General features: G+C 70.6%; 16 protein-coding genes. 14 read left to right on the forward strand and 2 right to left on the reverse strand.

Annotation, left to right across the window (positions count from 1 at the left end; translation table 11 throughout):
* The first annotated feature begins 38 nt into the window (after positions 1-38).
* The 9 genes from LR394_RS37015 (at position 39) to LR394_RS37055 (ending at position 16,118) form a co-directional block, all read left to right on the forward strand.
* A complete protein-coding gene (locus LR394_RS37015; RefSeq protein ID WP_231449363.1) occupies positions 39-599 on the forward strand; it encodes a TetR/AcrR family transcriptional regulator in 561 nt (186 codons plus the stop codon).
* Entirely contained in the window at positions 596-2,077 is a 1,482-nt protein-coding gene (locus LR394_RS37020) for an MFS transporter (RefSeq protein ID WP_231449364.1), read from the forward strand. The genes LR394_RS37015 and LR394_RS37020 overlap by 4 nt, the downstream gene beginning before the upstream one ends.
* 127 nt (positions 2,078-2,204) lie before the next feature.
* Positions 2,205-6,461, forward strand: a complete 4,257-nt coding sequence (locus tag LR394_RS37025) for an FtsK/SpoIIIE domain-containing protein (protein WP_231449365.1) — start codon at positions 2,205-2,207, stop codon at positions 6,459-6,461.
* 373 nt (positions 6,462-6,834) lie between these two features.
* Positions 6,835-9,546: a fibronectin type III domain-containing protein gene (locus LR394_RS37030; RefSeq protein ID WP_231449366.1), complete on the forward strand. Its 2,712-nt coding sequence runs from the start codon at positions 6,835-6,837 to the stop codon at positions 9,544-9,546.
* A gap of 33 nt (positions 9,547-9,579) precedes the next feature.
* On the forward strand, positions 9,580-10,575 hold the full coding sequence (locus LR394_RS37035; protein WP_407937191.1) for an AAA family ATPase: 996 nt from the start codon (positions 9,580-9,582) through the stop codon (positions 10,573-10,575).
* The gene (locus LR394_RS37040) at positions 10,575-11,789 is read left to right on the forward strand and encodes a DUF58 domain-containing protein (RefSeq protein WP_231449368.1); all 1,215 of its coding nucleotides are present in this window, start codon (positions 10,575-10,577) and stop codon (positions 11,787-11,789) included. Before LR394_RS37035 ends, LR394_RS37040 begins: the two co-directional genes overlap by 1 nt.
* Entirely contained in the window at positions 11,786-13,990 is a 2,205-nt protein-coding gene (locus LR394_RS37045; RefSeq protein WP_231449369.1) for a transglutaminase TgpA family protein, read from the forward strand. Before LR394_RS37040 ends, LR394_RS37045 begins: the two co-directional genes overlap by 4 nt.
* Positions 13,987-15,783 (forward strand): protein kinase domain-containing protein, encoded by a 1,797-nt coding sequence (locus tag LR394_RS37050; protein WP_231449370.1) that lies wholly within the window; start codon positions 13,987-13,989, stop codon positions 15,781-15,783. The genes LR394_RS37045 and LR394_RS37050 overlap by 4 nt, the downstream gene beginning before the upstream one ends.
* A gap of 41 nt (positions 15,784-15,824) precedes the next feature.
* Positions 15,825-16,118 (forward strand): WXG100 family type VII secretion target, encoded by a 294-nt coding sequence (locus LR394_RS37055; protein WP_231449371.1) that lies wholly within the window; start codon positions 15,825-15,827, stop codon positions 16,116-16,118.
* Between the two features lie 60 nt (positions 16,119-16,178).
* Here LR394_RS37055 and LR394_RS37060 read toward each other — a convergent pair whose 3' ends face one another.
* Positions 16,179-16,790, reverse strand: coding sequence for a TetR/AcrR family transcriptional regulator (locus LR394_RS37060; RefSeq protein WP_231449372.1), 612 nt, complete (start codon positions 16,788-16,790; stop codon positions 16,179-16,181).
* A 106-nt stretch (positions 16,791-16,896) separates the two neighbouring features.
* Here LR394_RS37060 and LR394_RS37065 point away from each other — a divergent pair, with 106 nt between their 5' ends.
* Positions 16,897-19,131 carry a glycoside hydrolase family 3 C-terminal domain-containing protein gene (locus LR394_RS37065; RefSeq protein ID WP_231449373.1) on the forward strand — a complete coding sequence of 745 codons (2,235 nt, stop codon included), beginning with the start codon at positions 16,897-16,899 and terminating at the stop codon, positions 19,129-19,131.
* An 86-nt stretch (positions 19,132-19,217) separates the two neighbouring features.
* Here the strand turns inward: LR394_RS37065 and LR394_RS37070 are convergent, their stop codons facing one another.
* A complete protein-coding gene (locus tag LR394_RS37070) occupies positions 19,218-19,682 on the reverse strand; it encodes a hypothetical protein (RefSeq protein ID WP_231449374.1) in 465 nt (154 codons plus the stop codon).
* Between the two features lie 233 nt (positions 19,683-19,915).
* On the opposite strand from LR394_RS37070, the gene rhaI reads away from it, so the two are divergent.
* From rhaI to LR394_RS37090, 4 genes are all read left to right on the forward strand, one after another.
* Complete coding sequence (gene rhaI, locus LR394_RS37075; protein WP_231449375.1) at positions 19,916-21,079, forward strand: L-rhamnose isomerase; 1,164 nt, start codon at positions 19,916-19,918, stop codon at positions 21,077-21,079.
* Positions 21,080-21,110: 31 nt separating this feature from the next.
* Positions 21,111-23,147: a bifunctional aldolase/short-chain dehydrogenase gene (locus tag LR394_RS37080; protein ID WP_231449376.1), complete on the forward strand. Its 2,037-nt coding sequence runs from the start codon at positions 21,111-21,113 to the stop codon at positions 23,145-23,147.
* The gene (locus tag LR394_RS37085; RefSeq protein ID WP_231449377.1) at positions 23,144-24,565 is read left to right on the forward strand and encodes a rhamnulokinase; all 1,422 of its coding nucleotides are present in this window, start codon (positions 23,144-23,146) and stop codon (positions 24,563-24,565) included. Before LR394_RS37080 ends, LR394_RS37085 begins: the two co-directional genes overlap by 4 nt.
* A 14-nt stretch (positions 24,566-24,579) precedes the next feature.
* A partial coding sequence (locus LR394_RS37090) for an alpha-hydroxy acid oxidase (protein ID WP_231449378.1) occupies positions 24,580-25,239 on the forward strand: 660 nt, incomplete at its 3' end.

A 25,239-nucleotide genomic window follows, 5' to 3' on the forward strand; every position in this document is an offset into this window, starting at 1 on the left:
CAGTCTTGTCTCAATCCCTCAGTTCTTAAGGACCCTCCGTGACCTCCCGGGACGCGATCCTGGCAGCGGCCCAACGCTGCCTGAACGCCGATGCACGGGCCTCGATGACCGACCTCGCCACTGCGGCGGGGGTCGGCCGGGCCACCTTGCACCGGCACTTCTCCACCCGCGACGAGTTGCTGCACGAGCTCGGTACCCGGTCGCTGGACCGCTGGCAGCAGAGCATGCGCGGCGCCGGGGTGGCCGAGGCGATCGCCTCCGGCCAGGCCGGGCCGATCGAGGCCTGCCTGCGCGACCTGCTCAGCCGTTACCTGGCCGACTTCGACGACTTCGGCTTCACGCTCACCGACCCGTACCTGCGCTCGGCCCCTGACCTGATGGAACGCACCGAGCAACTGTCCGAGGAGGAGACCGCTCTGCTGGCCGCCGGGCAGCGGGCCGGCCTGCTGCGGGCCGACCTGGACCCGCGCTGGCTGTCCTCGGCGGTCTACGGCATCCTCGTCGCCGCTCGCGACGCGGTCACCTTCGGCCGGATCGCCCGGCGTGACCTGGACGAGTACGTGCTCGTCACCTTCCTGGAAGGGACCCGGGCCCGATGAGCGCTCCCACCACGACCAAGATCGAGTCCCCACCGCGCCGCTGGGCCGGCCTGGCCGTGCTGGCCGCCAGCCTGCTGGTGGTGGTGATGGACATGACGGTGCTGAACGTGGCGCTGCCGGACCTGATCGCCGACCTGCGCCCGAGCGCGGTCTCCCAGCTGTGGATCGTCGACGCCTACCCGGTGGTGCTGGCCGGGCTGCTGGTCCCGGTCGCCGCGCTGGCCGACCGCTGGGGCCGTAAACGCATGCTGCTGGCCGGTTTCACGGTGTTCGCGGTGGCCTCGCTGCTGGTGCTGTTCGCCGACTCGGCCGGTGCCGTGATCGCCCTGCGGGTCCTGCTCGGCGTGGGCGGCGCGATGATCATGCCGACCACCCTCTCGCTGATCCGCGCGCTCTTCCCCGATCCCACCGAACGCGCTCTGGCGCTGGGCATCTGGGCCGCGATGGCCTCGCTCGGCGGCGCCATCGGCCCGATCGTCGGCGGGGTGCTGCTGGAGGTGTTCAGCTGGCACTCGGCCTTCCTGGTGAACGTGCCGCTGATGGTGGTGGCCGTGCTCGCCGGGGTGTTCCTGCTGCCGGAGAGCCGCTCCGAGCGCCCGGGCCGGCTGGACGCCCCCGGCGTGGTCCTGTCGGTCGGCGGGATGGTCGGGATCGTGTATGCGATCAAGCATCTGAGCAAGTACGGCGTGGACGTGCCGACCATCGTGATCGCCGTGGTGGCCCTGCTGGCGATGACGGCCTTCGTGCGGCGCTGCCTGACCCAGCCGGAACCGATGCTGGCGGTCGGGCTTTTCGCCGATCCGGTGTTCCGCGCCGGTGTGCTGTCCGCACTTTCGCACAGCACGGTGTTCATCGCCCTGCTGCTGGTGGGTTCTCAGTGGCTGCAACTGGTCGAGGGCTACTCCCCACTGATGGCCGGAGCGGCCCTGCTGCCGAGCGCGCTGGGCGGCCTGATCGGCTCACCCTTCGCCCCGGCCCTGGCCGCCCGGATCGGGGTGCGCACGGTGATCACGTCGGGCCTGCTGGTCGCCGCCGTGGGTCTGCTCGTCATCTTCCTTCTGCCCCGGCCGCTTCCGTACGCCGGGGTGGCGATCGCGCTGTTCATGGTCGGCCTGGGCGGCGCCGCCCTCGGCGTCGGCTCGGCCCTGATCATGGGCCGTTCACCCGCGCACCAGGCCGGTTCCGCGGCGGCGATCGAGGAGATGTCGTTCGAGATCGGCGCCGTGCTGGGCGTGGCCGTGCTCGGCAGCATCGCCGGCGTGGTCTACCGCTCCGGACTGCCGGCGGACGCCGGGAGCGAGGCCACCGAATCGGTCGCCGGGGCGCTGGGCACCGGTTTCGAGCAGGTCGCGACCGCCTCGTTCACCGACTCCTTCGCCGCTGTGGGCCTGATCGGGGCGATCGTGATGCTGGTCGCATCGGCGCTGGCGTGGCGGTCCATCCCGCGCGACCTGAGCCTCTCGGACGTGCACCACTGAGCGGGCCCCAGCCACCCCGTCCCCCATTGGGCGCAATCGGGTGACCGTACGCATCCGGACCCAACCATCACGAACGTCCCTCTAGGATCACCGGGAAACTTTCGGCCGATCCGTGGGGGAAACGGTTTTGATCATTCGGTTGACGGTGCTCGATCCGCAGGGCGGGGCGGAGCACGACGTCGAGATCAGCGCATCCGGTGACAGCACCGTGCGCTCGTTGCTGTCGGCCCTGCCCGTGCGGGTGGGTGACCGGCCCTGCTACGTCGGCGACGTGTGGCTGGATCCCGAGGACAGTCTGCAGGACAGCCCGCTCACGGTCGGCTCGTACCTGACCGTGGGCCGGCCCGGTCCGCTCACCCGGCCCGCCTCCTCCAGCCTGGTCGCCCGGCTGCTGGTGCTCAGCGGGCCGGACGCCGGGCGCTCGCTGTACCTGCCGGAGGGCGGCAGCTCGATGGGGCGCTCGGCCGGGGCCGACCTGAAACTGCGCGACCCGAAGATCTCTCGCGAGCACGCCTTCGTCTCGGCCACCCGCGAAGGCGTCACGATTCAGGTCACCGAGGCCGCGGACCAGGCCAACGGGATCACCGTGGAGGGCGAGCGGATCGGCGCCCCCCGGTTCCTGGGGCCGGGCCAGCGCTTCCAGATCGGTGACGACGTGATCGAGGTCTGCCCCTCACCCGGGCAGCCGATGCATCTGAACCGCACCGGCGACTCGCACCTGGAGTTCGACCGCGCCTACGCGCCGACGCCCCGGGTCACCCCGCTGGAGCTCACCTTCCCCACCGCCCCGGCCGAGGCCGGCAGCAAGAGCGCCATGGTGGTGGCGATGTTCGTGCCGCTGCTGCTCGGGGTGGCGATGGCGCTGATCATGAAGCAGCCCGCCATGCTGCTGTTCGCCGCCTTCGCGCCGGTCACCATGGGCACCACCATGTTCTTCGAGCGCCGGGCCCGGCGCGAGCGGATGGCCAAGTACGAGGGTCTGCGGGAGAAGGCGGCCGGCCAGATCGACCGGGCGATGGTCACCGAGACCGCGGTGCGGCACGCCCAGGCGCCCGATCCGGAGAGCATCGCGCTGATCGCTTCCGGCTCGGTGCGGGGTCTGTGGCCGCGCGACGGCGGCAGCGAGGACTCTTTGCTGCTGCGGGTCGGCCGGCATGACCGCAAGGCCGCCGTCTCCCTGCGCGGCGAACCCTGGGTGGGCTTCGAGGACCCGTGGCTGCACGGCGTGCCGTGGACCGTGGACCTGCAGGCCACCGGGGTGCTCGGCCTGGTCGGACCGCCCGAGCGCACCACCCAGGTCACCAACTGGCTGCTCACCCAGCTGGGCACCCTGCGCAGCCCGGCCGACCTGCGGATCGTGGTGCTCGGCCCGGACGGCGAGGCCGGCCTGGCCTGGACCCGCTGGCTGCCGCACCTGGACGGCGGCGAGATCCCCTGCGCGATCGGGGTGGACACGAACAGCCGGGCGGCCCGGCTGGAGGAGCTCAAGCAGCTGATCAGCGTGCGTCAGGACACGCTGAAGGACCAGTACAACGCCCGGTTCGACCAGCACGTGGTGGTGGTCCTGCAGGGCGCGCTGTCGATGCGCAAGGTGCCCGGCATCCGCGAGGTGCTGCACGACGGCCCGGACGTCGGGGTGTACTCGATCTGCCTGGACACCCGCGACATGATCGACTGCCGCGGCCTGGTCCGGCTCGACGGTGACACGGTGACCGCCTGGCGCGACCGCAGTGGTACGGCCGACACGATCGTCCCCGAGCGGTTCAGCGCCCGGCAGTCCGAGGTGCTGGCCCGGGCCCTGGCCCCGATGCGTGATCGGCTCAGCGCCCGCGACGACCCAGGCGCGCTGCCCTACCCGCAGCGCTTCCTGGACCTGGTCGGCCTGGGCCGGCCCGGCGCCGAGGACGTGCTCAAGCTCTGGGACGCCGAGCCCGGGCCCCAGCTGAACGTCCCGCTCGGCGCCGACGCCCAGGGCCCGGTGATGGTCGACCTGGCCGGGCAGGGACCGCACACCATGCTGGCCGGGGCCACCGGTGCCGGTAAGAGCATCCTGCTGCAGACCCTGGTCACCTCGCTGCTGCTGGCCAACCGCCCGGACGAGCTGAACCTGGTGCTGGTCGACTTCAAGGGCGGCAGCGCGTTCCTGCCGTTCGAGCACTGCCCGCACGTGGTCGCGCTGATCCGCAACACCGAGGACGACCCGGCGCAGAAGTTCGACGAGGCCGCCGCCCAGCGGGTGCTGGCCTCGGTGCGCGCCGAGGTGCGCCGGCGGGAGTCTCTCCTGGGCCGGCACGGAGGCGAGATCGACAACTACTGGAAGGCCCGCCGCCGCGATCCTTCGATGGAGCCGCTGCCGCGCCTGGTGATGGTCTTCGACGAGTACGCCCGGGCGATGGACACCTCCCCCGACTTCCCCAAGGAACTGATGGCGGTGGCCGGCAAGGGCCGCTCGCTGGGCATGCACCTGGTCTTCGCCACCCAGTCGCTGCAGGGCAAGCTCTCGCCGGAGATGAAGAACAACATCAGCCTGCGGATCACCCTGCGCCAGAACGAGAAGTCCGACAGCGTCGAGGTGCTCGGGGTGCCCGACGCGGTGAGCATCCCGGGCCGGTTCAAGGGCCGCGGGCTGATCCTGTGCACCCTGGACGAGAGCCGCCAGCCGCGCCCGTTCCAGTCCGGGTACCTGGGCGACCCGCCACCCGACGGTCAGGCCCGGCCGGCCACCGTCCGCACCGTGGACTGGTCCGTCCTGGGCCATGCGCGGCCCTCCGACGGGAACCGGCAGGTGCAGGGCGAGACCGACCAGACGATGTCGATCGCCGCGGTCGAGGCGGCATCCCGGGCCTGCGGTCTGCCGCCGATGAAACGCCCGCTGCTGCCCCCGCTGCCCGCCCTGTTGCGCACCGCCAACCGGCGGATGGCGCCGCCCGGGCACCTGGCCTTCGCGCTGGCCGACGACCCGGAGAACCAGGACCAGCCGGTGCTGAGCCTGGACCTGAGCGGCACCGACCGCTGGATGATCGCCGGTGGCCCGCAGTCCGGCCGCACCACCGCGCTGCGCGCCCTGATCAACGGCCTCTCGATCCACCGCAGCGACCAGGTGCACCTGTACGTGATCGCGGGCCGTGAGGGCGAACTGAACAGCTGCACAGCGCTGCCGCACACCGGCGCGGTGATGCACGTCGGCGAGCCCGACCGGATCCGCCGCCTGGTCACCTGGCTGTCCGAGGAGGTCACCCGGCGCACCCGCGAGCGCTTCGCCAGCGGGGCCGCCAGGGCCGCGCTGGTGGTGCTGATCGACGGCTGGGAGGGCCTGGAGAACCGCAACCAGGGCCTGTTCGACGACACCAGCGTCCTCACCATGCTCTACGAGGTGATCCAGTCCGGCGCGCCGGTCGGGGTGCACGTGGTGGTCACCGGTGGGCAGGTGATGATCAACGGGCGGCTGCCCGACCTGTTCAACCGGCGGATCCTGCTGGCTTTCCCGAACGAGTCGTCCCGCCGGTCCGCGGTCGGCGGCCAGTTCACCCCGCCGCCCCGGCTGCCCGGGCGCGGCATCGAGACCGCCAGCGGCTGCCACACCCAGATCTTCCACGTCGACGAGACCGATTTCACCGCCCGCACCCGGGAGGCGCGGGGCCTGAGCGCCGGGCCGATGAGTCTGGCACCGCTGCCCTCGCACGTGCCGCTGGGCGAGCGAGGGCTGTGGGAACGGGCGGATTCGGCGACCTGGATCCCGCTGGGCCGTGGCGGTGCGCAGATCGAGCCGATCGGGGTGGACCTGTTCGGCGACGACCCGCACCTGTTGCTGGTCAGTGGCCCGGAAGGCAGCGGCCGCAGCACCAGTGCCGCCGCGATCGTCCAGTCCCTGGTGCACGTGGGGGTTTGCGTCCTGGCGATCGCCCCGCCGCGCTCGCCGCTGCACGGGCTGGCGGGCCTGGCCCCGAATCTGGCTCTGCTGTCCGGGACCTCGTGGAACGACGAGCAACTGCGGACGGGGGTGGCCCCCTTCGAGGGGCAGCCGTACGTCGTGGTGGTGGACGACTTCGAGCAGATGAAGGTGGAGGCGCGGATCGAGAACTTCGCCCCGGCGCCGACCTTGTTCGACGATCTGGCCGATCACGCCTCGGCCGGCAGCCGGGCGTTGGTGCTGTGCGGGGATGCCGGGCCGGTGCTGGAGGGTTCGGTCCGCTCGATGGCCCGGGTGGTCGAGTCCGCGGTGCAGAACGGCACCCGGCTGGTGCTGGCCCCGACCGGGATCTTCGCGGCCCGTCAGCTCGGGCTGACGCTGGAACGCGACCAGATCCTGCCGGTGCCGCCCGGGCGGGGGTACGTGGCGATGCGGCGTTCGGTGCAGCCGATCCAGGCTGCGGGGGTGGCCTGAACTGCCCGCCTGCTGCACCAGAAGCACTTTCGGCCACGCTGCGCTCATAGCCCGGCACACAATGCAATATTCGGTGACCCGTTGAGGTGATCGGTCCCGGCGTTATCAATTCGTACGCCGGGACCGAAAACCCTTGCACATATGGTTGATTGGAGACGCTGCGGCCGGCTTGTGAGCTATCCGTCCCGGGGTGGATGTTCCGGAGCGTGAGCGACGACAGTAATGTGTCGCCCGGTTTCACCGGTTTCTTTCCCTCGTGGGGTGGAGTGAGGGCCGGGGAAGAAGTGATGAGTTTGTCTTGATGTGGCCTTAGGGGAATCGCGGGGGCTCTGACGGCATAATCGCCGCGGGTGGAGTCTCTGGGGGGAGATCTGTGTTCTGGGAACGTTTTGCGTCGCGGGCCAAGCAGCGCGGCCTCGGTGTGGTCGGGTGCGTCGTGGTGTTCGCGCTCGTGGTGGGAGCCGGGCTGATCGGTGCCCAGGCCACCGGCGCGGTGGTGCGCCTGCAGGACGGCGGGGCCTGGCTGGCGAACTTCGCCCAGGGCAGCGTCACCTGGGTCAACGGCTACGCCGGGCAGGCCGGTAAGACCGTCCCGGTCAACAATCTCAGCGCTCCCTTCAAGGTGGTGCAGCGGCCCGACGGCGCCTACGCGGTCGACGAGGACGGCAAGGCCACCCTGATCGACGGCGCCCGCCTGGAGTCCTCGCAGCGCCCCCAGCGACTGGCCAGCGGCGTGCAGGTGTTCGCCAACGGTGCGGCCACCTGGATGCTGGACACCGAGAAGCAGAACGTTCAGCGGCTGGACCCGAAAACCCTGGCCCCACTGGGCCAGCCGGTCGCCGCCGAGGGCGTCACCGCGGCCGTGGTGGACAGCGAGGGCTTCCTCTGGGCCGCGGTCCCCGCCCAGGGTGTGGTGCTGCGGATCGGGGACGGCGCGGTCGGCCGCACCGAGGTGGGCAGCGCCAACCAGAACATCACCGTGGCGGCCGACGAGTCGGGCGAGCGGGTGATCGCGGTGAATGCCACCTCCGGCTCGACGTTCTCGCTGCACGGCGACAGTGCGGCGCGCTCGTTCGCCCCGCTGCCCGAGGGCAGTGGCGCCAAGGGCCTGAAGGTCGGCGTCGGTAACGACGGCGGCCTGCTGATCGGCCTGGACGGCCGGGCCGTGGTGGTCCCGGCCGAGGGCGAGGGGCGCGCCGTGACGCTGCCCTCCGGCGCCAAGGTCGACCAGGTCGAGATCGTCTCGGGCATCGGGTACGTGGTCGACCGCTCCGGCGGCAACCTGGTCAAGGTCGACATGGGCTCGGGCAGCGGTCAGGCCGTCCCGAACGTCGGCGGCAAGGACCTGGACGACGTGGTTGCCCACGGAAACCTCCTGTACCTGAACGACTCCGGCGGCAACCAGGTCAAGGTGGTCAAGCCGGACGGGGTGATCGTGCCGATCGAGAAGTACCGGCCGGGCCAGAAGCCGTCGAAGAAGAAGTCGCAGAACAACGACGCGCAGGAATCGGTCGAGAAGCAGGACCCCCAGAACACTCCGGACGTCCCGCAGACGCCCGAGCGCGAGCAGCCGCGCAACAACAACCAGCAGACCAAGAACGACGACCAGAAGAAGAACGACGACAAGCCCGAGCGCGAGCGCGACGACCCGGCCGGCGACAAGCTGCCGAACACCCCGGTAGGCAACGACAACCCGGCCGTGAACAACCCGCTCACCCCGGTCGGCGGGGACGAGGGCGACCCGGTCGCTCCCGATCCTGAGGCCGGCGCCCCGGATCCGGAGGCCGACCCGGTCACCGATCCCGAGCCTGAGTCCGAGCCCGAGGCTGATCCCACGCAAGAGGCTGCCGGCCCGCCGGAAGCTCCGATCGTGGCTCAGCCCACTCCGGAAGACCAGGCTGCGCTGATCACTTGGCAGGGTGCGCAGGACCGGGGTTCCGAGATCACCGGCTATGCCGTCGTCGTGGACAACCAGGTCGTGGTCGAGGTCGGCGCTGACCGGCGTAACTACCGGCTCACCGAGCTGACCAACGGCCAGCAGTACGGCGTGCAGATCCGGGCACTGAGCGCCGAGGGCGACGGTGACCTGTCCCCGGTCGCCTACGTCACCCCGAGCGCAGATCTGCCCGGTACGCCGGGCGGCATCAACGCCACCGCCGGCGACGGCCAGGTCCGGGTCGCCTGGAATGCCGCCGAAGCCGGGCGTACTGCGGTCACCGGGTACACCGTGGCCGCGGTCACCACGAACGGCGGCCGCACCACCCAGGACGCGAACGGCACCCAGTACACGTTCACCGGCCTGACCAACGGCACCGGCTACGTCATCGAGGTCCGGGCCCGCTCGGCCGGTGGTGAGGGCGAGGTCGGCAAGCCGGCCGACGGTCAGCCCGGCAGCGACAGCAACCCGGTGGTGCCCGCGGGCAAGCCCGGTGCGCCGAAGCTCGGCACCCCGGTCCCCGGAGCCGGCTCCGCCAAGATCAGCTGGGACGCGGCCGCGGACGGCGGCAGCGCGATCACCGGCTACCAGGTACAGGTGGGCACCGGCGCGATCCAGGACCTGGGCGCGAACGTGCGCGAGTACACCGCGCAGAACCTGAGCAGCTCCGGCGCCACGGTCAAGGTGCGCGCGGTCAACGCCCACGGCCAGGGCGAGTGGGCCAGCACCACGGCCAAGCCCACCGAACTCAAGCGCAAGCAGATGTACCAGTGCCGCAACGTCGAGGTCACCGACATCTACATGCTCGACCTGGACACCGACTGCAACAACCCGCAGGCCAACCGCTGGGAATCGGCCACCCCGATCTTCAAGGCGCTGTCCACCCAGCAGCCGGGCACGGTGCAGCTGATGCGGTGCATGATCACCAAGCCGCGCGGCATCATCCGCCAGCAGCTGCAGACCTGCCCAGCTGGCTCGGAGACCAACGGCGGTACCGCGTTCTGGGCCTGGACCAGCGCGAACGCCAGCGGCACGGAGATCCGCGAGTACAAGTGGTCGGGCTCGGCGAACGGCGGCTACTACTACGCCCCGGCCGGCCAGGGTGCGCCCTCCGGCTACGCCGCCACCGGCCGCAAGTTCTGGACCTGATCCGTCCCCCTGGCACCACCCCCGACGCAACGCATGACTTACGAAAGTGCAGGAGACATCGTGTCTGAACTGGCCGACATCGCCGGGAGCATCCGCTCCAGTGTCGAGCGGGCCCTGCAGGGCAAGCCGGAGGTGGTCCGGCTGGCGGTGATCACCCTGCTGAGCGAGGGTCACCTGCTGGTCGAGGACGTGCCCGGGGTCGGCAAGACCACGCTGGCCCGGGCGCTCGCGGCGAGCGTCGAGGGTCGCTGGCAGCGGGTGCAGTTCACCCCCGACCTGCTGCCCGCCGACGTCACCGGGATCACCGTGTACCACCAGCAGTCCGGGCGTTTCGAGTTCCGGCCCGGGCCGGTGTTCGCCAACATCGTGCTGGCCGACGAGATCAACCGGGCCTCGCCGAAGACCCAGTCGGCGCTGCTGGAGGTGATGGAGGAAAAGCACGTCACCGTGGACGGCCGGGAGTACCCGGTGCCGCGGCCCTTCACCGTGGTCGCCACTCAGAACCCGGTCGAGATGGACGGCACCTTCCGGCTGCCCGAGGCCCAGCTGGACCGGTTCATGATGCGGGTCAGCGTCGGCTACCCGGACCCGCGCACCGAGTCGGACATGCTCAAGTACGAGGCGAACGGCCCCACGGTGGCCTCGATCCGCCCGGTGATCGGCCTGGACGTGGTCCAGCAGATGATCACGCAGATCGCCAAGGTGCACGTGGCCGACGAGATCCGGGACTACATCGTGGCGGTCACCGGGGCCACCCGGCAGCTGCCCGAGGTCCGGATCGGGGCCAGCCCGCGGGCCGGCCCGGCGCTGCTGCGCGCCTCCCGAACCGCCGCGGCGATCGACGGGCGCGGCTACGTCACCGCCGACGACATCAAGGACCTGGCCCCCGCGGTGCTGGCCCACCGGCTGATCCTCACCCCGCAGGCCGAACTGGCCGGGGTGACCGACCACGACCTCGTCGACCGGGTGATCAGCGGGCTGCCCACGCCCACCTCGCAGGCCGCCGGGCAGGGCAACCGCCGGTGGTGATGACCGAGCCGGCTGCGCCTCAGGCGGCGGCTGGTCCTGCCCGCCCGATGAACGGCCAGGCCGTCGACCTCGGGCGGATCCGGCTGAGCCCGGCCGGGCGCGCCCTGGTGGCGGTCGCCGTCGCCGGGCTGCTGGCCGGCTTCGTGGTGGGTTACGTCGAGCTGATCGGAATCGCCTGCGCCGCCGCCCTGCTGGTGCTGGTGGCGGTGGCCCAGGTGGTGGCCCGGGTCTCGGTCCAGGTCGAGCGCAGCATCTCCCCGCAGCGGGTCGGCGTGGGCGAGAAGGCGATCGGCATGCTGCACATCCGGATCAAGGGCCGGGGCCGGGCCATGCGCGCGGTCGACCAGGTGGGCGGGCGCAAGCACGAGATCCCGGTGCCCTCGGGCTCCAGCGGTGAGCTGCGGCGGGTGGTCTACGACCTGGACACCAGCCGGCGCGGCGTGTTCGCGGTCGGGCCGCTGCGCCTGCACCAGCACGACCTGTGCGAGATCGCGCACCGCCAGCGCGAACTCGGCGACACCCTGCAGCTGATCGTGCGCCCGAAGACGTACCCGCTGAACCAGCCCGCCCAGGGGCAGTCCCGTGACCTGGAGGGCTCGCGCACCAACTCGCACGCCGAGAACGGCGTCACGTTCTCCGGCCTGCGCGAGTACGTGCCCGGCGACGACCTGCGGATCATCCACTGGAAGGGCCTGGCCCGCGGCGGGCCGCTGACCGTGCGCACGCACGTGGACAGCAGCCGCAGCGACATCCTGATCCTGCTGGACGACCGGGTCACCTCCTACCGCACCGCCGAGGACTTCGAGCAGGCCGTCTCGTTCGCCGCCTCGGTGGCCACGATGGCCCTGGCCGCCGCCGTCACCGTGCGGATCAGCCCGGTCAGCGGGCGCGGTCTGGCCGGCTCGGCCCAGGCCATCCTGGACGGTCTGGCCGGTATCACCGTGGCCGAGCCCGACAGCGCCGGGCACACCCTGGCCAGCGCCGCCCAGCGCACCACCGGCCAGGGCGGGCGCACCGCCGTGGCCGTGCTCGGTCCGGGCGCCCAGAGCGAGCTTTCGGCGCTGGTCCCGCTCCGCAAGAACTGGGCCACCGTGCTGGCCGCCGTCATCGACTCGGGCCGTAGCGCCCAGCGCCCGGTCGAGCCCGGCGTCGCCGTGCTCAGCGAGGCCACCGCGGCCGACCTGGCCGCGTCCTGGAACCGGAGGTGGGGATGAGCGCCCCGCCGATCGACGCCCCCACCCGGCGGGCGCCGAGCGCCCCCAACCGCAGGCCTGCAGCCGCACCCGCACCCGACCGGGAACAGCCCGTCACCCGGCTGGTCATGGGGCTGCTCACCGTGCTCGCGGCCGCCGTGGCCTGGTGGCGGGTCTACCCGCCGATGTCGCTGCCGGTACCCGCGCTGAGCGGGGTGCTGCTCGGCGCCGCCGCCGTGGTGCTGGCCAACCGCGCCACTGCGAGCCTGCCCTCCCTGCGCGGCCTGGCCCAGCTGGTCACCGGGCTCGTGGCCGCGTTGCTGGCCGGGCTGATCACCGCGATGACGGTGTCGATCCCGCGGGCCACCTCCCCGGCCGAGGCCGTCCGCGGCGTGATCGAGGCCGTCACCGGCGGCCTTTCGCGGATCCTGACCACCACCCTGCCCGCGCCGCCGGCCGCCGACCTGCTCCCCCAGTTCGCCGTGCTGTGCGCCCTGGCTGCGGCCGCCACCGCCGCGATCGCCCGCACCCGAGGTGGTCTGGCGCTGGCTGCGCCCGGCCTGTGCCTGCTGCTCACCGCCCTGATCTGCGGGGTCGGCGGGGCCGGGGACCCGCTCGTGGTCACCCTGCCGTTCGTCCTGGCGGCTGGTTTCCTGGTGCTGGCCCGGCCCCGGCTGTTGCCGGTCCTGGTCACCGTGCTCGTCGTCGCCCTCGGCAGCGCGGCCGGCCTGTTCGTGGCCGACCTGGCCCGGGAACCGATGGACGCCCGGCACCTGACCGCCCCACCGCTGAAGGCCGAGCAGCCCACCGCCCCGATGGACGAACTGGCGGGCTGGCTGCGCCATTCCGGCGACACCGCGTTCGAGGCCCAGGTGGACGCCGCCTGGCGGGAGAACCCGCGGCCCTGGCGGATCGCCACCCTGGACAGCTACGACGGCATCCGCTGGAGCAGCAGCACCCCGGCCGTGCCGGTCGGCTACGACCTGCCGGCGCCCGAGGAGACCCGCCCGCCGCTGGCCCAGTCCCAGGTCAGCGTCACGCCCGGAGACCTCGAAGGGGTCTACGTGCCGGTCACCGGTCAGCTCGGCCACCTGGCCCGGCCCGGCATGACGTACGACCTGCGGGGCCAGACCCTGGTCGACCCGGAGGGCCTGAACGGCACCTACGAGCAGACCGTCACCCTCGGCGAGACCGATCGGGCCGCCCTGGCCGCGACCGCCGCCGGGTACGCGGCCTCGGGCGACCCCAGCCGCTCGCTCGAGGGCTGCACCGACAACCAGATCGTGCGGCTCGCGCAGACGGCCGTGGCCGGCGCCGACGGCCGTCCGCTCAGCCAGGCCCGGGCGCTCGAGGAGTGGTTCAGTTCTTCCTCCGGCCTGCGGCTGGATCCGGAAGCGATGCCCGGGCACAGCTGTGGCCGGGTCCTCGAACTGTTCGGCACCGAGCAGAACGCCGGTAACGGCACCCCCGACCAGTTCGCGACCGCCTACGCCCTGATGGCCCGCAGCCTGGGCCTGCCCGCCCGGGTCGCGGTCGGGTTCGACGCCGGCCGGCCGGACTCCTCGGGCAAGGTCACGGTCAGCTTCGGCAGCGCCACCGCCTGGCCGGAGATCTGGTTCCAGGGACAGGGCTGGGTGCCGTTCTCGGCCACGCCCGACCGCTCCGGCAACACCACCCCGCTGGAGCAGCCCGAGCAGCAGGAGAACAACCCGGTCCAGCGGCCCGACCCGCCCAAGGACGAGCCCGCCGACGACAGCCCGCCGCAGGAAGGCACCCTGGACCAGGCCGGCGACGAAACCGCCAAGACCACCGACTTCACGCCGTACATCATCGGTCTGGCCGGCTTCCTCGGGCTCCTGGTGCTGGTCCCGGTGGCCGGGGCCCTGGTCAACGCCCTGCGCCGGCGCCGGCGCCAGGCCGGCGGTGCCCTCGGGGCCTGGGCCGAACTGCTCGACCGGCTGGCCGATCACGGTCACCCCAGCGCCGGGCGCACCTCCCAGGAAGTGCGCTCGCTGGTGGCCCGGGTCGAGCCCAGCGCCGAGCCGGATGCCCAGGCGCTCGGCCGGCTGGTCGATGCCCAGGTGTACGGCGGTGCCCCTGGTGGCGCCGACCCGCAGGCCTGGAATCACCTGCGGCAGATCGAGCAGGCTCTCGCCCCGCACCGCTCCTGGCTGCGCCGGCTGGTTCGCGGCGTCGACCCGCGCCCGAGGAGGTGGGCATGAGCGAGCAACTGGGTGCCCCGATCGGCGAGGTGATCCCCGAGCTCGACGGCCTGGTCGGGATGGAGGCCCTGGCCAGCGGTGGGTTCAGCGTGATCTACCGGGCCTTCCAGCCCGCGCTGAACCGCACCGTCGCGGTCAAGATCATGAGCGCGGACGGGGTGGACCGGCGCGACCGCGAGCGGTTCAGCCGGGAGATGGGGCTGACCGGCAAGCTCGGTACGCACCCGAACATCGTCGACGTGTACCACTACGGCCTGACCCGGCACGGTCAGCCGTACCTGATGATGCCCTGGTACGAGGGCGGTTCCCTGGCCGACGGCCTGCGCGACAGCGGCCCGATGCCGCCGGCGGTGCTGCTGCGCCTGGCGATCAAGATGGCCTCGGCCCTCGGGTACGCGCATCAGCACGGCGTGCTGCACCGCGACGTCAAGCCCGGCAACATCCTGCTCACCGCGCTGAACGAGCCGGTGCTGGCCGACTTCGGGATCGCCGTGGACGCGCGTCAGGCCGGTAACGCCACCGTGGCCTGGACCCCGAACCACGCCGCGCCCGAGGTGCTTTCGTACGAAGAGCCGACGGCCCAGTCGGACCTGTGGGCGCTGGCCTCCACGCTGTACACGGCGCTGGCCGGACGGCCGCCGTACCCGGTCGATCCGGGTAACACCCTGCTGTCGATCCAACAGCGTTTCCGTTCCGCTCCGCCGCCTTTCGTGCGCACCGACGTCCCCCATTCGCTTTCTGTGGCCCTGACCGGTGCGCTGGCCCCGGCTCCGGCCGACCGGCCGGCCGACATGGCCGAGTTCATCGCCGGCCTGCAGGACGTGGAACGCGAACTCGGGCTGCCGGTCACGGTTCCGCCTGGGCTGGCCCCGATGCCCGAACTGAGCCGGCGCTCCCGTGGCCCCGAGCCGGACACGCTGGTACCGCAGGAGGCCGAGCGTTCATGGGAGCAGCCTTCCCAGCCAGCCAGTCCTTCGCTCCGGCCGGAGCCTTCACGGGGGCAGGAACGTTCACGGCGTGCGGAACCTCCGCAACCTCAGGGATCTGCACCGACTCGGGGATCTTCACGGACTCCGGACGACTCGTGGGCGGAAGAACCCTCGTGGCCGGCCATGCCCGCGGGCCCGGAAGCCTTCGCCCAGCCCGGCGACCCGGGCGGCCAGTTCAGCTCAGGCCCGCAACTCAACTCGGGCACCCAGTTCAGCGCGCCCGAACGTTCCCGCCGGTCCGACAACCGCCACGGCCCGCAACAGCCAGCACCCGAGTTCCGGGCCCTGCTTCCCGACGAGGGAACCCAGATCCCGGACGGGGCAACCGTTCTGGGCACCGGCGTCCGTCCGCGGGAGAAGAAGGGCTGGTCGTGGAAACGCCGGCTGTTGACCTCCACCATCGGCGGTCTGGTCACCGTGGTGCTCGTCGTGGTCGGCCTGTCCTTCATGGCCGACAGCCAGAAGGACGAGACCCCGGCCCCGGAGGAGACCACCGAGTTCGTGCCCCCCACGGTCAGCGGCCTGCAGGCGACCAAGCGCAGCCCGACCAGCATCACCATCACCTGGCACGCGTCCGGCGCCTACGAGAACGTCTACCGGGTGCAGATCGAGGGCCAGGACGCGGCGATCTGGCCCAACGAGGAGCAGAACCAGGCCCGCTCGTACACGCTCACCGAACTGGAGCCGGGCACCCGGTACTGCCTGACCGTGGACGCGGTCTACCGGGCCCCGCAGACCGAGGAGAACGATCAGGGGTTCGCGACCTCCTCGTCCGAACGTAAGTGCTTCTCCACCCGCAAGTAACCGAGCTTCCACACCGAATCCGACAATGTAGAGGGGTAACCATGGGTATCAAGGTCGAATACGGGGAACTGCAGACCACGTCCGCCCAGCTGAACAGCGGCCGCGAGGAGATGATCGCCAACCTGAACCGGCTCAAGGGCCTGGTCGACGGCCTGGTCGCCAGCGGGTTCGTCACGGACCAGGCCTCGGGCCGGTTCCAGCAGTCGTACCAGCAGTGGAACACCGGGGCCAGCAACGCCATTCAGGGCCTCGAGGGCATGAGCACCTTCCTGACCCAGGCCATCGCCCGGCACCAGCAGCTCGACTCCGAGCTGGGTTCCTCCGCCGGCGCCTGATCCGTTCCGCGCCGTCCCGGTGCCGGGTGTTGTGGAAGGCAACCCGGCGCCGGGCGGGCGCTAGATCCTCGTCACGCAGAGCCGCTGCAGGTAGTCGCGCAGCTGCTCGGCCATGTCCATCGACTCGCGGTCCAGCAGCCACTGCACCTGCAGACCGTCCATCAGCGCGGTGATCCGCTGCGCCTCCAGCGCCGGATCCACCCCCGCCTGCAGCTCCCCTTGCGCGGCCATCCGCTCCAGCTCTTCACGCAGCTGAGCCACCAGCCGGGTGTACCGCCCACGGAAGTACTCGTGCGCCGGATGCCCCGGATCGGTCGCCTCCGCCGAGAGAATGCAGTACAGCTCGGTCAGGCCCGCCGTCTCCTGGTTACGCCGCACCACCTCGACCAGCTGCCGCAGCATCCCCACGCCCGGTTCCTCGGACCCGGGCCGGCCGTACTCGTCGCGCAGCTCCAGCACCCCGGCCAGCAGATCGCTCTTGGAGCCGAAGTGGTGCAGCAGGGTGGTGTGCGCGATCCCGATCCGCTGAGCGATGTCGCGCATCGACCCGTTGCGGTAGCCGACCTTCGCGAACACCTCGAACGCCGACTCCAGGATCGCCCGCCGGCGCTCCGCCGTGCCGGCGTAGGGCCCGCGGCGGCCGGAGGTCGAGCGGGGAGTGGATTCTGCCATCCGGGTGAGGGTAGCGAATCCACACCCGAATGATACTCGACCACTTGGTCGAATTTCAGGTACGGTCAGTCCGAGCCGCCGTACCCGTACTCGACGAGGAGACCCCATGGCCCATCCGCTGATCGCACAGCTCACCCTCGAGGAGAAGGCGTCGCTGGTGTCCGGCGCCGCGTTCTGGAACACCCGGGCGGTGGACCGGCTGGGCATCCCGAGCATCGTGCTGACCGACGGCCCGCACGGGGTCCGGATGCAGGCCGAGGGCGCCGACCACCTGGGCATCAACAACAGCCACCCGGCCACCGCGTTCCCGACCGCCGCCTCGCTCGGCTCCACCTGGGACCCGGAACTGCTGCAGCAGGTCGGCCAGGCCCTCGGCGTGGAGTCCCGCAACCTGAACGTGGACGTGCTGCTCGGCCCGGGCGTGAACATCAAGCGCTCTCCCCTGTGCGGCCGCAACTTCGAGTACTTCTCCGAAGACCCCCTGCTGGCGGGCGAACTGGGCGCCGCCTGGGTCACCGGCGTGCAGTCGGTCGGCGTCGGCGCCTCGCTGAAGCACTACGCGGCCAACAACCAGGAGACCGACCGGATGCGGATCAGCTCCGAGGTCGACGAGCGCACCCTGCGCGAGATCTACTTCCCGGCGTTCGAGCGCACTGTGCAGAAGTCCCAGCCCGCCACGGTGATGTGCTCGTACAACCGGATCAACGGCGTCTTCGCCTCCCAGAACCGCTGGCTGCTTACGGACGTTCTGCGCGGCGAATGGGGTTTCCAGGGCTACGTGGTGTCGGACTGGGGTGCGGTGGCCGACCCCGTGGCCGCGGTCGCGGCCGGCCTGGACCTGGAAATGCCCTCCTCCGGCGAACGCGGCCCCCAGGCGATTGTGGACGCGGTGCGTAACGGAACGCTCGAGGAGTCGCTTCTCGACGTGGCAGTCTCGAATGTCCTGACCACGCATGACCGGCTCAAGGCGGCCCAGGCTGCCACCGAGGCGGTCGCGGGCGATCACCACGCGCTCGCCCGCCGCGCCGCCGCGGCCGGTGCCGTGCTCCTGACCAACGAAGACAACCTCCTCCCGCTGGATTCCGCGGACGGCGGCCAGATCCTCGTAGTGGGCGAGTTCGCCCGTACCCCGCGCTATCAGGGCGCCGGCAGCTCGCACATCAACCCCACGCAACTCGATGACGCGCTCGCCGCGATCACCGCGTCCACGCAGCGCGCAGTGACGTTCGAGCCCGGTTTCGCCTTCGACGGCTCCGACGAGGAGAACCTCCGCAGCGCCGCCGTCGAGGCTGCCCGCCAGGCGGAGGTCGTCGTGGCCTTCCTGGGGCTGCCGGACGCCGAGGAGTCCGAGGGCTTCGACCGCACCCACATCGACCTCCCCGCCAACCAGCTTCGTCTCCTGGCTGCCCTCCGCGAGACCAACGCCAAGATCGTCGTGGTGCTGAGCAACGGCGCCGTGGTCGACCTGGGCGAGGTCACCCAGGCGGCGTCTGCGGTGCTGGAGATGTGGCTCGGCGGTCAGGCCAGCGGCAGCGCGGCCGCCGACGTCCTCTTCGGCACGGTCGAGCCGGAAGGCCGCCTGGCCGAGACCATTCCGCTGACCCTGAGCGACACCCCGGCCTTCGTGAACTGGCCGGGCAACCAGGGCAAGGTGCACTACGGCGAGCGCATCTACGTGGGCTACCGCTGGTACGACACCACCCGCCGCGAGGTGGCCTTCCCCTTCGGACACGGCCTGGGCTACACCACTTTCGAGTACACGGACGCGACGGTCACGGTGGCCGACGCGAGCGTGGCGGCTGCGGTGGTCGAGGTTACGGTCACCAACCAGGGGACGCGTACGGGCACCGACGTGGTGCAGGTGTACGTCGGCGACCCGGTCGCCGGGGTGGACCGTCCCCAGCACGAGCTGCGGGCGTTCGCCAAGGTGCGCCTGAACCCGGGCGAATCCCAGCGCGTGCGCCTGGAACTGGGCGAGCGGGCCTTCGCCTACTGGTCCAAGGCCGGCTGGCTGGTCGAGCCGGGCGAGTACACCGTCGAGATCGGCGCCTCCTCCCGCGACATCCGCGCCACCCGGTCGATCACACTCGACGTCCCGGTGAGCACGCCCGACCTGGACAAGGAGTCGACCTTCGAGGAATGGCTCGCCCACCCCCAGGGCACCGATGTCCTGGAGAAGTTCCTCACCGACCTGGGCCCGGCCGGCGCCATGTTCCGCGACCCCGAAGCCCGCAAGCTCCTGGGCAGCATGCCGATGCGCAGCCTGGTCTCGTTCTCCGGGTACACCGACATCGACGGCACCATCAACGGCCTGCTCACCGGAGTGAACAAGGCCAACTGAGCAACCGCTGCGGACGGGTCGGCTCTCGATGCCCACCCGTCCGCAGCACTCCAGCAGTCACATCCTCTGCCCAGGGCACCAGCCACCTAGGCCAGCGCTGCCCTGAGCCGCTCCACCTGCTCCGCCGGAAACGAACCCCCGCCCCAAGCAGCCTCGTATCCAGCAGGATTCCACCGCGCCGCAGCTTCGTCAGCCATGCCAAGAACGGCCCGGACGAACGCCTCCACCGGAATCCGCCCATGCCATCGCCAGCGACCGTTCGCCCATGGGTTCTCCCGCGACATCCAGTCCGCGAATGTCACAGCCCGCAGATAACCCATCCCGTCAGCCTGATCCGCGCCGCTGAAGAACAGGTAGGTCCCCGCCGGCTCATCCGCCAGGAAGGCGACGGCCGAACTCGACCCGCCCTGAAGATCGACAGCTGCCTGCACCACTGAGCCCAGCCCGTCGCACAGGTACGAGGTGATCACCTCGAAAGACTCTTCGCCCAGGCGAAAAGTCAACTTGGCCCAGCCCGAGCCGATGATCAACCACTCCAGCGAAAGTTCCACGCTCTCCCTCCCACAGCTACTCGGCACCATGAAGACAAACGCGCTATAGCGTCGCTTCGTCTTCATGATCCAGCTTTGCTAGGCCACGCCGATCGGCACCCTCCTCCGCAGACCCGCAGACCCGCAGACCGCTGACCGACGTCCGCAATCTGCCCGTTACTGCCTCTGGATGCCCCGCCCTCGCCCGTGCTACGTTCCTTGAAACGTTTCAGCGACGAACGGACAACGACGTCATGACGCGATTCACGGATGTCGCCGGGCAGCTCACCGAGCAGGCGATCGAGCTTCCTTCTTGGGCTTTCGGCAACTCGGGCACGCGCTTCAAGGTCTTCGGATCGGCCGGCACCGCGCGTGACCCGTTCGAGAAGATCGCCGACGCCGCGCAGGTGCACAAGTACACCGGCCTGGCCCCGACCGTCGCGCTGCACATCCCCTGGGACAAGGTCGAGAACTTCGAGGACCTGCGCAAGCACGCCGAGGACGTCGGCGTGGCGCTCGGCACGATCAACTCGAACACCTTCCAGGACGACGAGTACAAGCTGGGCGCGCTCACCCACACCGACGCGTCCGTCCGGCAGAGGGCGATCGACCACCACTTCGAGTGCATCGACGTGATGAACGCGACCGGCAGCCGCGACCTGAAGATCTGGCTGGCCGAGGGCAGCAACTACCCGGGCCAGGGCGACCTGCGCGGGCGCCAGGACCGGCTGGCCGAGTCCCTGGCCACGATCTACGAACGCATCGGTGAGAACCAGCGCCTGGTCCTCGAATACAAGTTCTTCGAGCCCGCGTTCTACCACACCGACGTGCCGGACTGGGGCACCTCCTACGCCCAGGTCAGCGCCCTCGGCCCGAACGCGATGGTCTGCCTGGACACCGGCCACCACGCCCCCGGCACCAACATCGAGTTCATCGTGATGCAGCTGCTGCGCCTGGGCCGGCTCGGCAGCTTCGACTTCAACTCGCGCTTCTACGCCGACGACGACCTGATCGTGGGCGCGGCCGACCCGTTCCAGCTGTTCCGGATCCTGTTCGAGGTGGTCCGCGGCGGCGGCTACGGCAATCCGGACGTGGCGTTCATGCTCGACCAGTGCCACAACATCGAGCAGAAGATCCCCGGCCAGATCCGCTCGGTACTGAACGTCCAGGAGATGACGGCCCGCGCCCTGCTGGTGGACCGCGAAGCGCTCGGGCAGGCCCAGGAGCAGGGTGACGTCCTCAGCGCCAACCAGATCTTCATGGACGCCTTCTACACCGACGTGCGCGCCGACCTCGCCGCCTGGCGCGAGAGCCGCGGCCTGCCTGCGGACCCGATGAAGGCCTACCTCGAATCCGGCTACCAGAACAAGATCGAGACCGAGCGCGTCGGCGGCACCCAGGCCGGCTGGGGCGCCTGAACACTCCACGATCGAAGAGGAAAACAGCGAAATGACGAACGAGACCGTCGCCGCGCTCATCGCCCGCAGCAACCGCCTCGGCGCCGACCCGAAGAACACTAACTACGCCGGCGGGAACACCTCGGCCAAGGGCAGCGAGATCGACCCGGTCACCGGGCAGCCGGTCGAGCTGCTGTGGGTCAAGGGCTCGGGCGGCGACCTGGGCACGCTGACCGAGAAGGGCCTGGCGGCACTGCGTCTGGACCGGATGAAGGCGCTGGTCGACGTCTACCCGGGGATCGAGCGCGAGGACGAGATGGTCGCCGCGTTCGACTACTGCCTGCACGGCAAGGGCGGGGCCGCGCCGAGCATCGACACCGCCATGCACGGCCTGGTCGATGCCGCGCACGTGGACCACCTGCACCCGGACAGCGGCATCGCGATCGCCACCGCGGCTGACGGCGAGGCGCTGACCAAGCAGATCTTCGGCGAGAAGGTGGTCTGGGTTCCCTGGCGGCGTCCCGGTTTCCAGCTCGGCCTGGACATCGCGGCGATCAAGGCGGCCAACCCGCAGGCGATCGGCACGATCCTGGGCGGGCACGGGATCACCGCCTGGGGCGAGACCAGCGAGGAGTCGGAGAAGAACTCTCTCTGGATCATCGAGACCGCGGCCGCGTACATCGCGGCGAATGGTTCGGAAAAGCCTTTCGGCGCCACGCGCGAGGGGTACGCCGCCCTCCCGGCCGAGGAGCGCAAGGCCAAGGCCGCCGCCCTGGCCGCTACCGTCCGCGGTATCGCCAGCAAGGACAAGCGGATGGTCGGGCACTTCACCGACTCCGACGTGGTCCTGGACTTCCTGGCCAGCGAAAGGGCCCCGGAACTGGCGGCACTGGGCACCAGCTGCCCTGACCACTTCCTCCGCACCAAGGTAAAGCCGCTGATCCTCGATCTGCCGGCCACCGCGTCCGTTGCTGATTCAATCGCCCGCCTGAAGGAGCTCCACGAGGAGTACCGGGCGGACTACACCGCCTACTACGACAAGCACGCCGACGCGAACAGCCCGGCCATCCGCGGCGCCGACCCGCTGATCGTGCTGATCCCCGGTGTGGGCATGTTCAGCTACGGCGCGAACAAGCAGACCGCGCGCGTGGCCGGTGAGTTCTACGTCAACGCGATCAACGTGATGCGCGGCGCCGAGTCGCTGTCCACCTACACGCCGATCTCGGACGCGGAGAAGTTCCGGATCGAGTACTGGGCGCTGGAAGAGGCCAAGCTCAAGCGGATGCCGAAGCCCAAGACGCACGCCGGGCGAGTCGCTTTCGTGACCGGCGCGGCCTCCGGCATCGGCAAGGCGATCGCTCAGCGTCTGGCCGCCGAAGGCGCCTGCGTCGTGGTGGCCGACCTGGATCTGGAGAAGGCCCAGGCCGCCGCGGCCGAAATCGGTAACAGCGACGTGGCGATCGGGGTGGCCGCGAATGTGTCTGACGGCGCCGCCGTTCAGGATGCCGTGAACGAAGCTCTTCTGGCCTTCGGCGGCATCGACCTGGTGGTGAACAACGCCGGGCTCTCGCTGTCCCGGCCCCTGCTGGAGACCACCGAGGCCGACTGGGACCTGCAGCACGACGTGATGGCCAAGGGCTCGTTCCTGGTGTCCAAGGCTGCGGCCAAGGCACTGATCGAGCAGGGCCTGGGCGGCGACATCATCTACATCTCCTCCAAGAACAGCGTTTTCGCCGGTCCGAACAACATCGCCTACTCCGCCACCAAGGCCGACCAGGCCCACCAGGTGCGGCTGCTGGCGGTCGAGCTCGGTGCGTACGGCGTGCGGGTGAACGGCGTGAACCCGGACGGCGTGGTGCGCGGGTCGGGTATCTTCGCCTCGGGCTGGGGCGCCAACCGCGCGGCCACCTACGGCGTGGCCGAGGAGGACCTGGGCCAGTTCTACGCCAACCGAACGATTCTCAAGCGTGAGGTGCTGCCGGAGCACGTCGCCGACGCGGTCTTCGTGCTCACCGGCGACGAGCTGAGCCGCACCACCGGCCTGCACATCCCGGTCGACTCCGGCGTCGCGGCGGCCTTCCTGCGATGAGAACGGTTGCCGCAGTAGATCTAGGGGCAACCAGTGGACGGGTCATCCTGGGTACCGTCGAGGGTGGCGGCTTGCGGATGCGGCACGTCGCGCGGTTCGCCAACGACCCGGTCCAGCTGACCGACGGTCTGCACTGGAACGTCCTCGAGCTCTACCAGCAAGTGCTGGCCGGCCTGGCGACTGCGGAACGGCAGTCGCCAGGCGAGATCCTGAGCGTGGGCATCGATTCCTGGGCGGTGGACTACGGTCTGCTGCGCGGCGGTGCCCTGCTCGGGGTGCCCTACCACTACCGGGACGAGCGCACCGCGCGTGGTGTGGAGGCCGTCCACGATCGGTTCCTGGCGTCGGATCTATACCGCCGCAACGGTCTTCAGCATCTGCCGTTCAACACCGTGTTCCAGCTGGCCTCCGAGCAGGGCCTGCTGGAGGTGGCCGAACGGATGCTGCTGATCCCCGATCTGCTGACGTTCTGGCTGACCGGGGCCGAGGTGGCCGAGCGCACCAACGCCTCGACCACCGGCCTGCTGAACCCGCGCGACGGCAAGTGGGACAAGGAACTACTGACGGCGCTGAGCATTCCGGGTTCGCTCCTACCGGACTTGGTCGAAGCAGGGACGTCGGTGGGCCCGTTGCGCGCGAACGCGGCCTCAGTTGTCGGCCGGGCCCTGGACGTGGTCGCGGTCGGGTCACACGACACCGCCTCCGCCGTGGTCGCGGTGCCGAACACCGGCCGCGACTTCGCCTACATCTCCTGCGGTACCTGGGGTTTGGTCGGGCTGGAGCTGGACGAGCCGGTGTTCTCGGACGCCGCCCGGGAAGCCAACTTCACCAACGAGGGCGGGGTCGACGGGCGAATCCGTTTCCTGCACAACGTGATGGGCCTGTGGCTGCTGTCCGAGTCGGTGCGTTCCTGGGATCGCCTGGCCAACAGCAGCCAGCGTTCCAGCAATCTGGAGCAGTTGCTGGCCGAGGCCGAGGAAGCTCCGGTGCCCGCGGCCGTGTTCGACGTGAACGATCCGCGGTTCATGGCCCCCGGTGACATGCCCAGCCGGATCGCCGCCTGGTACGCCGAGCACGATCTGCCCGCACCGAGCACTCCCCCGCAGTTCGCCCGCGCCATCATCGACAGCCTGGCCCAGGCATTCGCCGACTCGGTGCTCAAGGCCGCGCAGATCGCCGGTCATCCGGTCCGCATCATCCACATCGTCGGAGGCGGCGCCCAGAACCGCATGCTCTGCCAGGCGACCGCCGACCGCAGCGGCCTGCCCGTGCTCGCCGGTCCGGTGGAAGCCACCGCGGTGGGCAATATCCTGGTCCAGGCCCGTACCGCCGGCCTGGTCGAGGGTGGTCTGGCCGAGCTGCGCGCAGTGGTGGCGCAGGCCTTCACACCGATCCGCTACGAACCTCGCACCAGCTGAGGAAGGGGCCCACCGTGGTGCAACGCCAGTTCCCCAAGCCCGCCGAGGTCTTCGAGCTCATGCAGTTCAAGAAGCCCGAGTTCAACGGCCGCAAACGCCGCCTGGACAAGGCACTGACCATCTACGACCTCCGCAAGATCGCCCAGCGCCGCACCCCACGCGCCGCGTTCGACTACACCGACGGCGCCGCCGAGAGCGAACTGTCCCTGGACCGCGCCCGCCGCGCCTTCGAGGACGTGGAGTTCCACCCCCAGGTCCTGCGCGACGTGGCCAAGGTGGACACCTCCACCACCGTGTTCGGCGGGCCCTCCGCCCTGCCCTTCGGCATCGCCCCCACCGGCTTCACCCGACTCATGCAGACCGAAGGTGAAACCGCCGGGGCTTCAGCCGCAGCCGCCGCCGGGATCCCGTTCTGCCTCTCCACCCTGGGCACCACCTCCATCGAGGGTGTGAAGGCAGCCAACCCGAACGGCCGCAACTGGTTCCAGCTGTACGTGATGAAACAACGCGAGATCTCCTACGAACTGGTCAAGCGCGCGGCGGCCAGCGACTTCGACACCTTGTTCTTCACCGTCGACACCCCGGTCGCGGGAGCTCGGCTGCGGGACAAGCGCAATGGCTTCTCGATCCCGCCCCAGATCACGCTGGGCACGATCGCCAACGCCAGCGTGCGC

The sequence above is a fragment of the Kineosporia babensis genome (genome assembly GCF_021129305.1).
GTDB classification, from domain to species: domain Bacteria; phylum Actinomycetota; class Actinomycetes; order Actinomycetales; family Kineosporiaceae; genus Kineosporia; species Kineosporia babensis.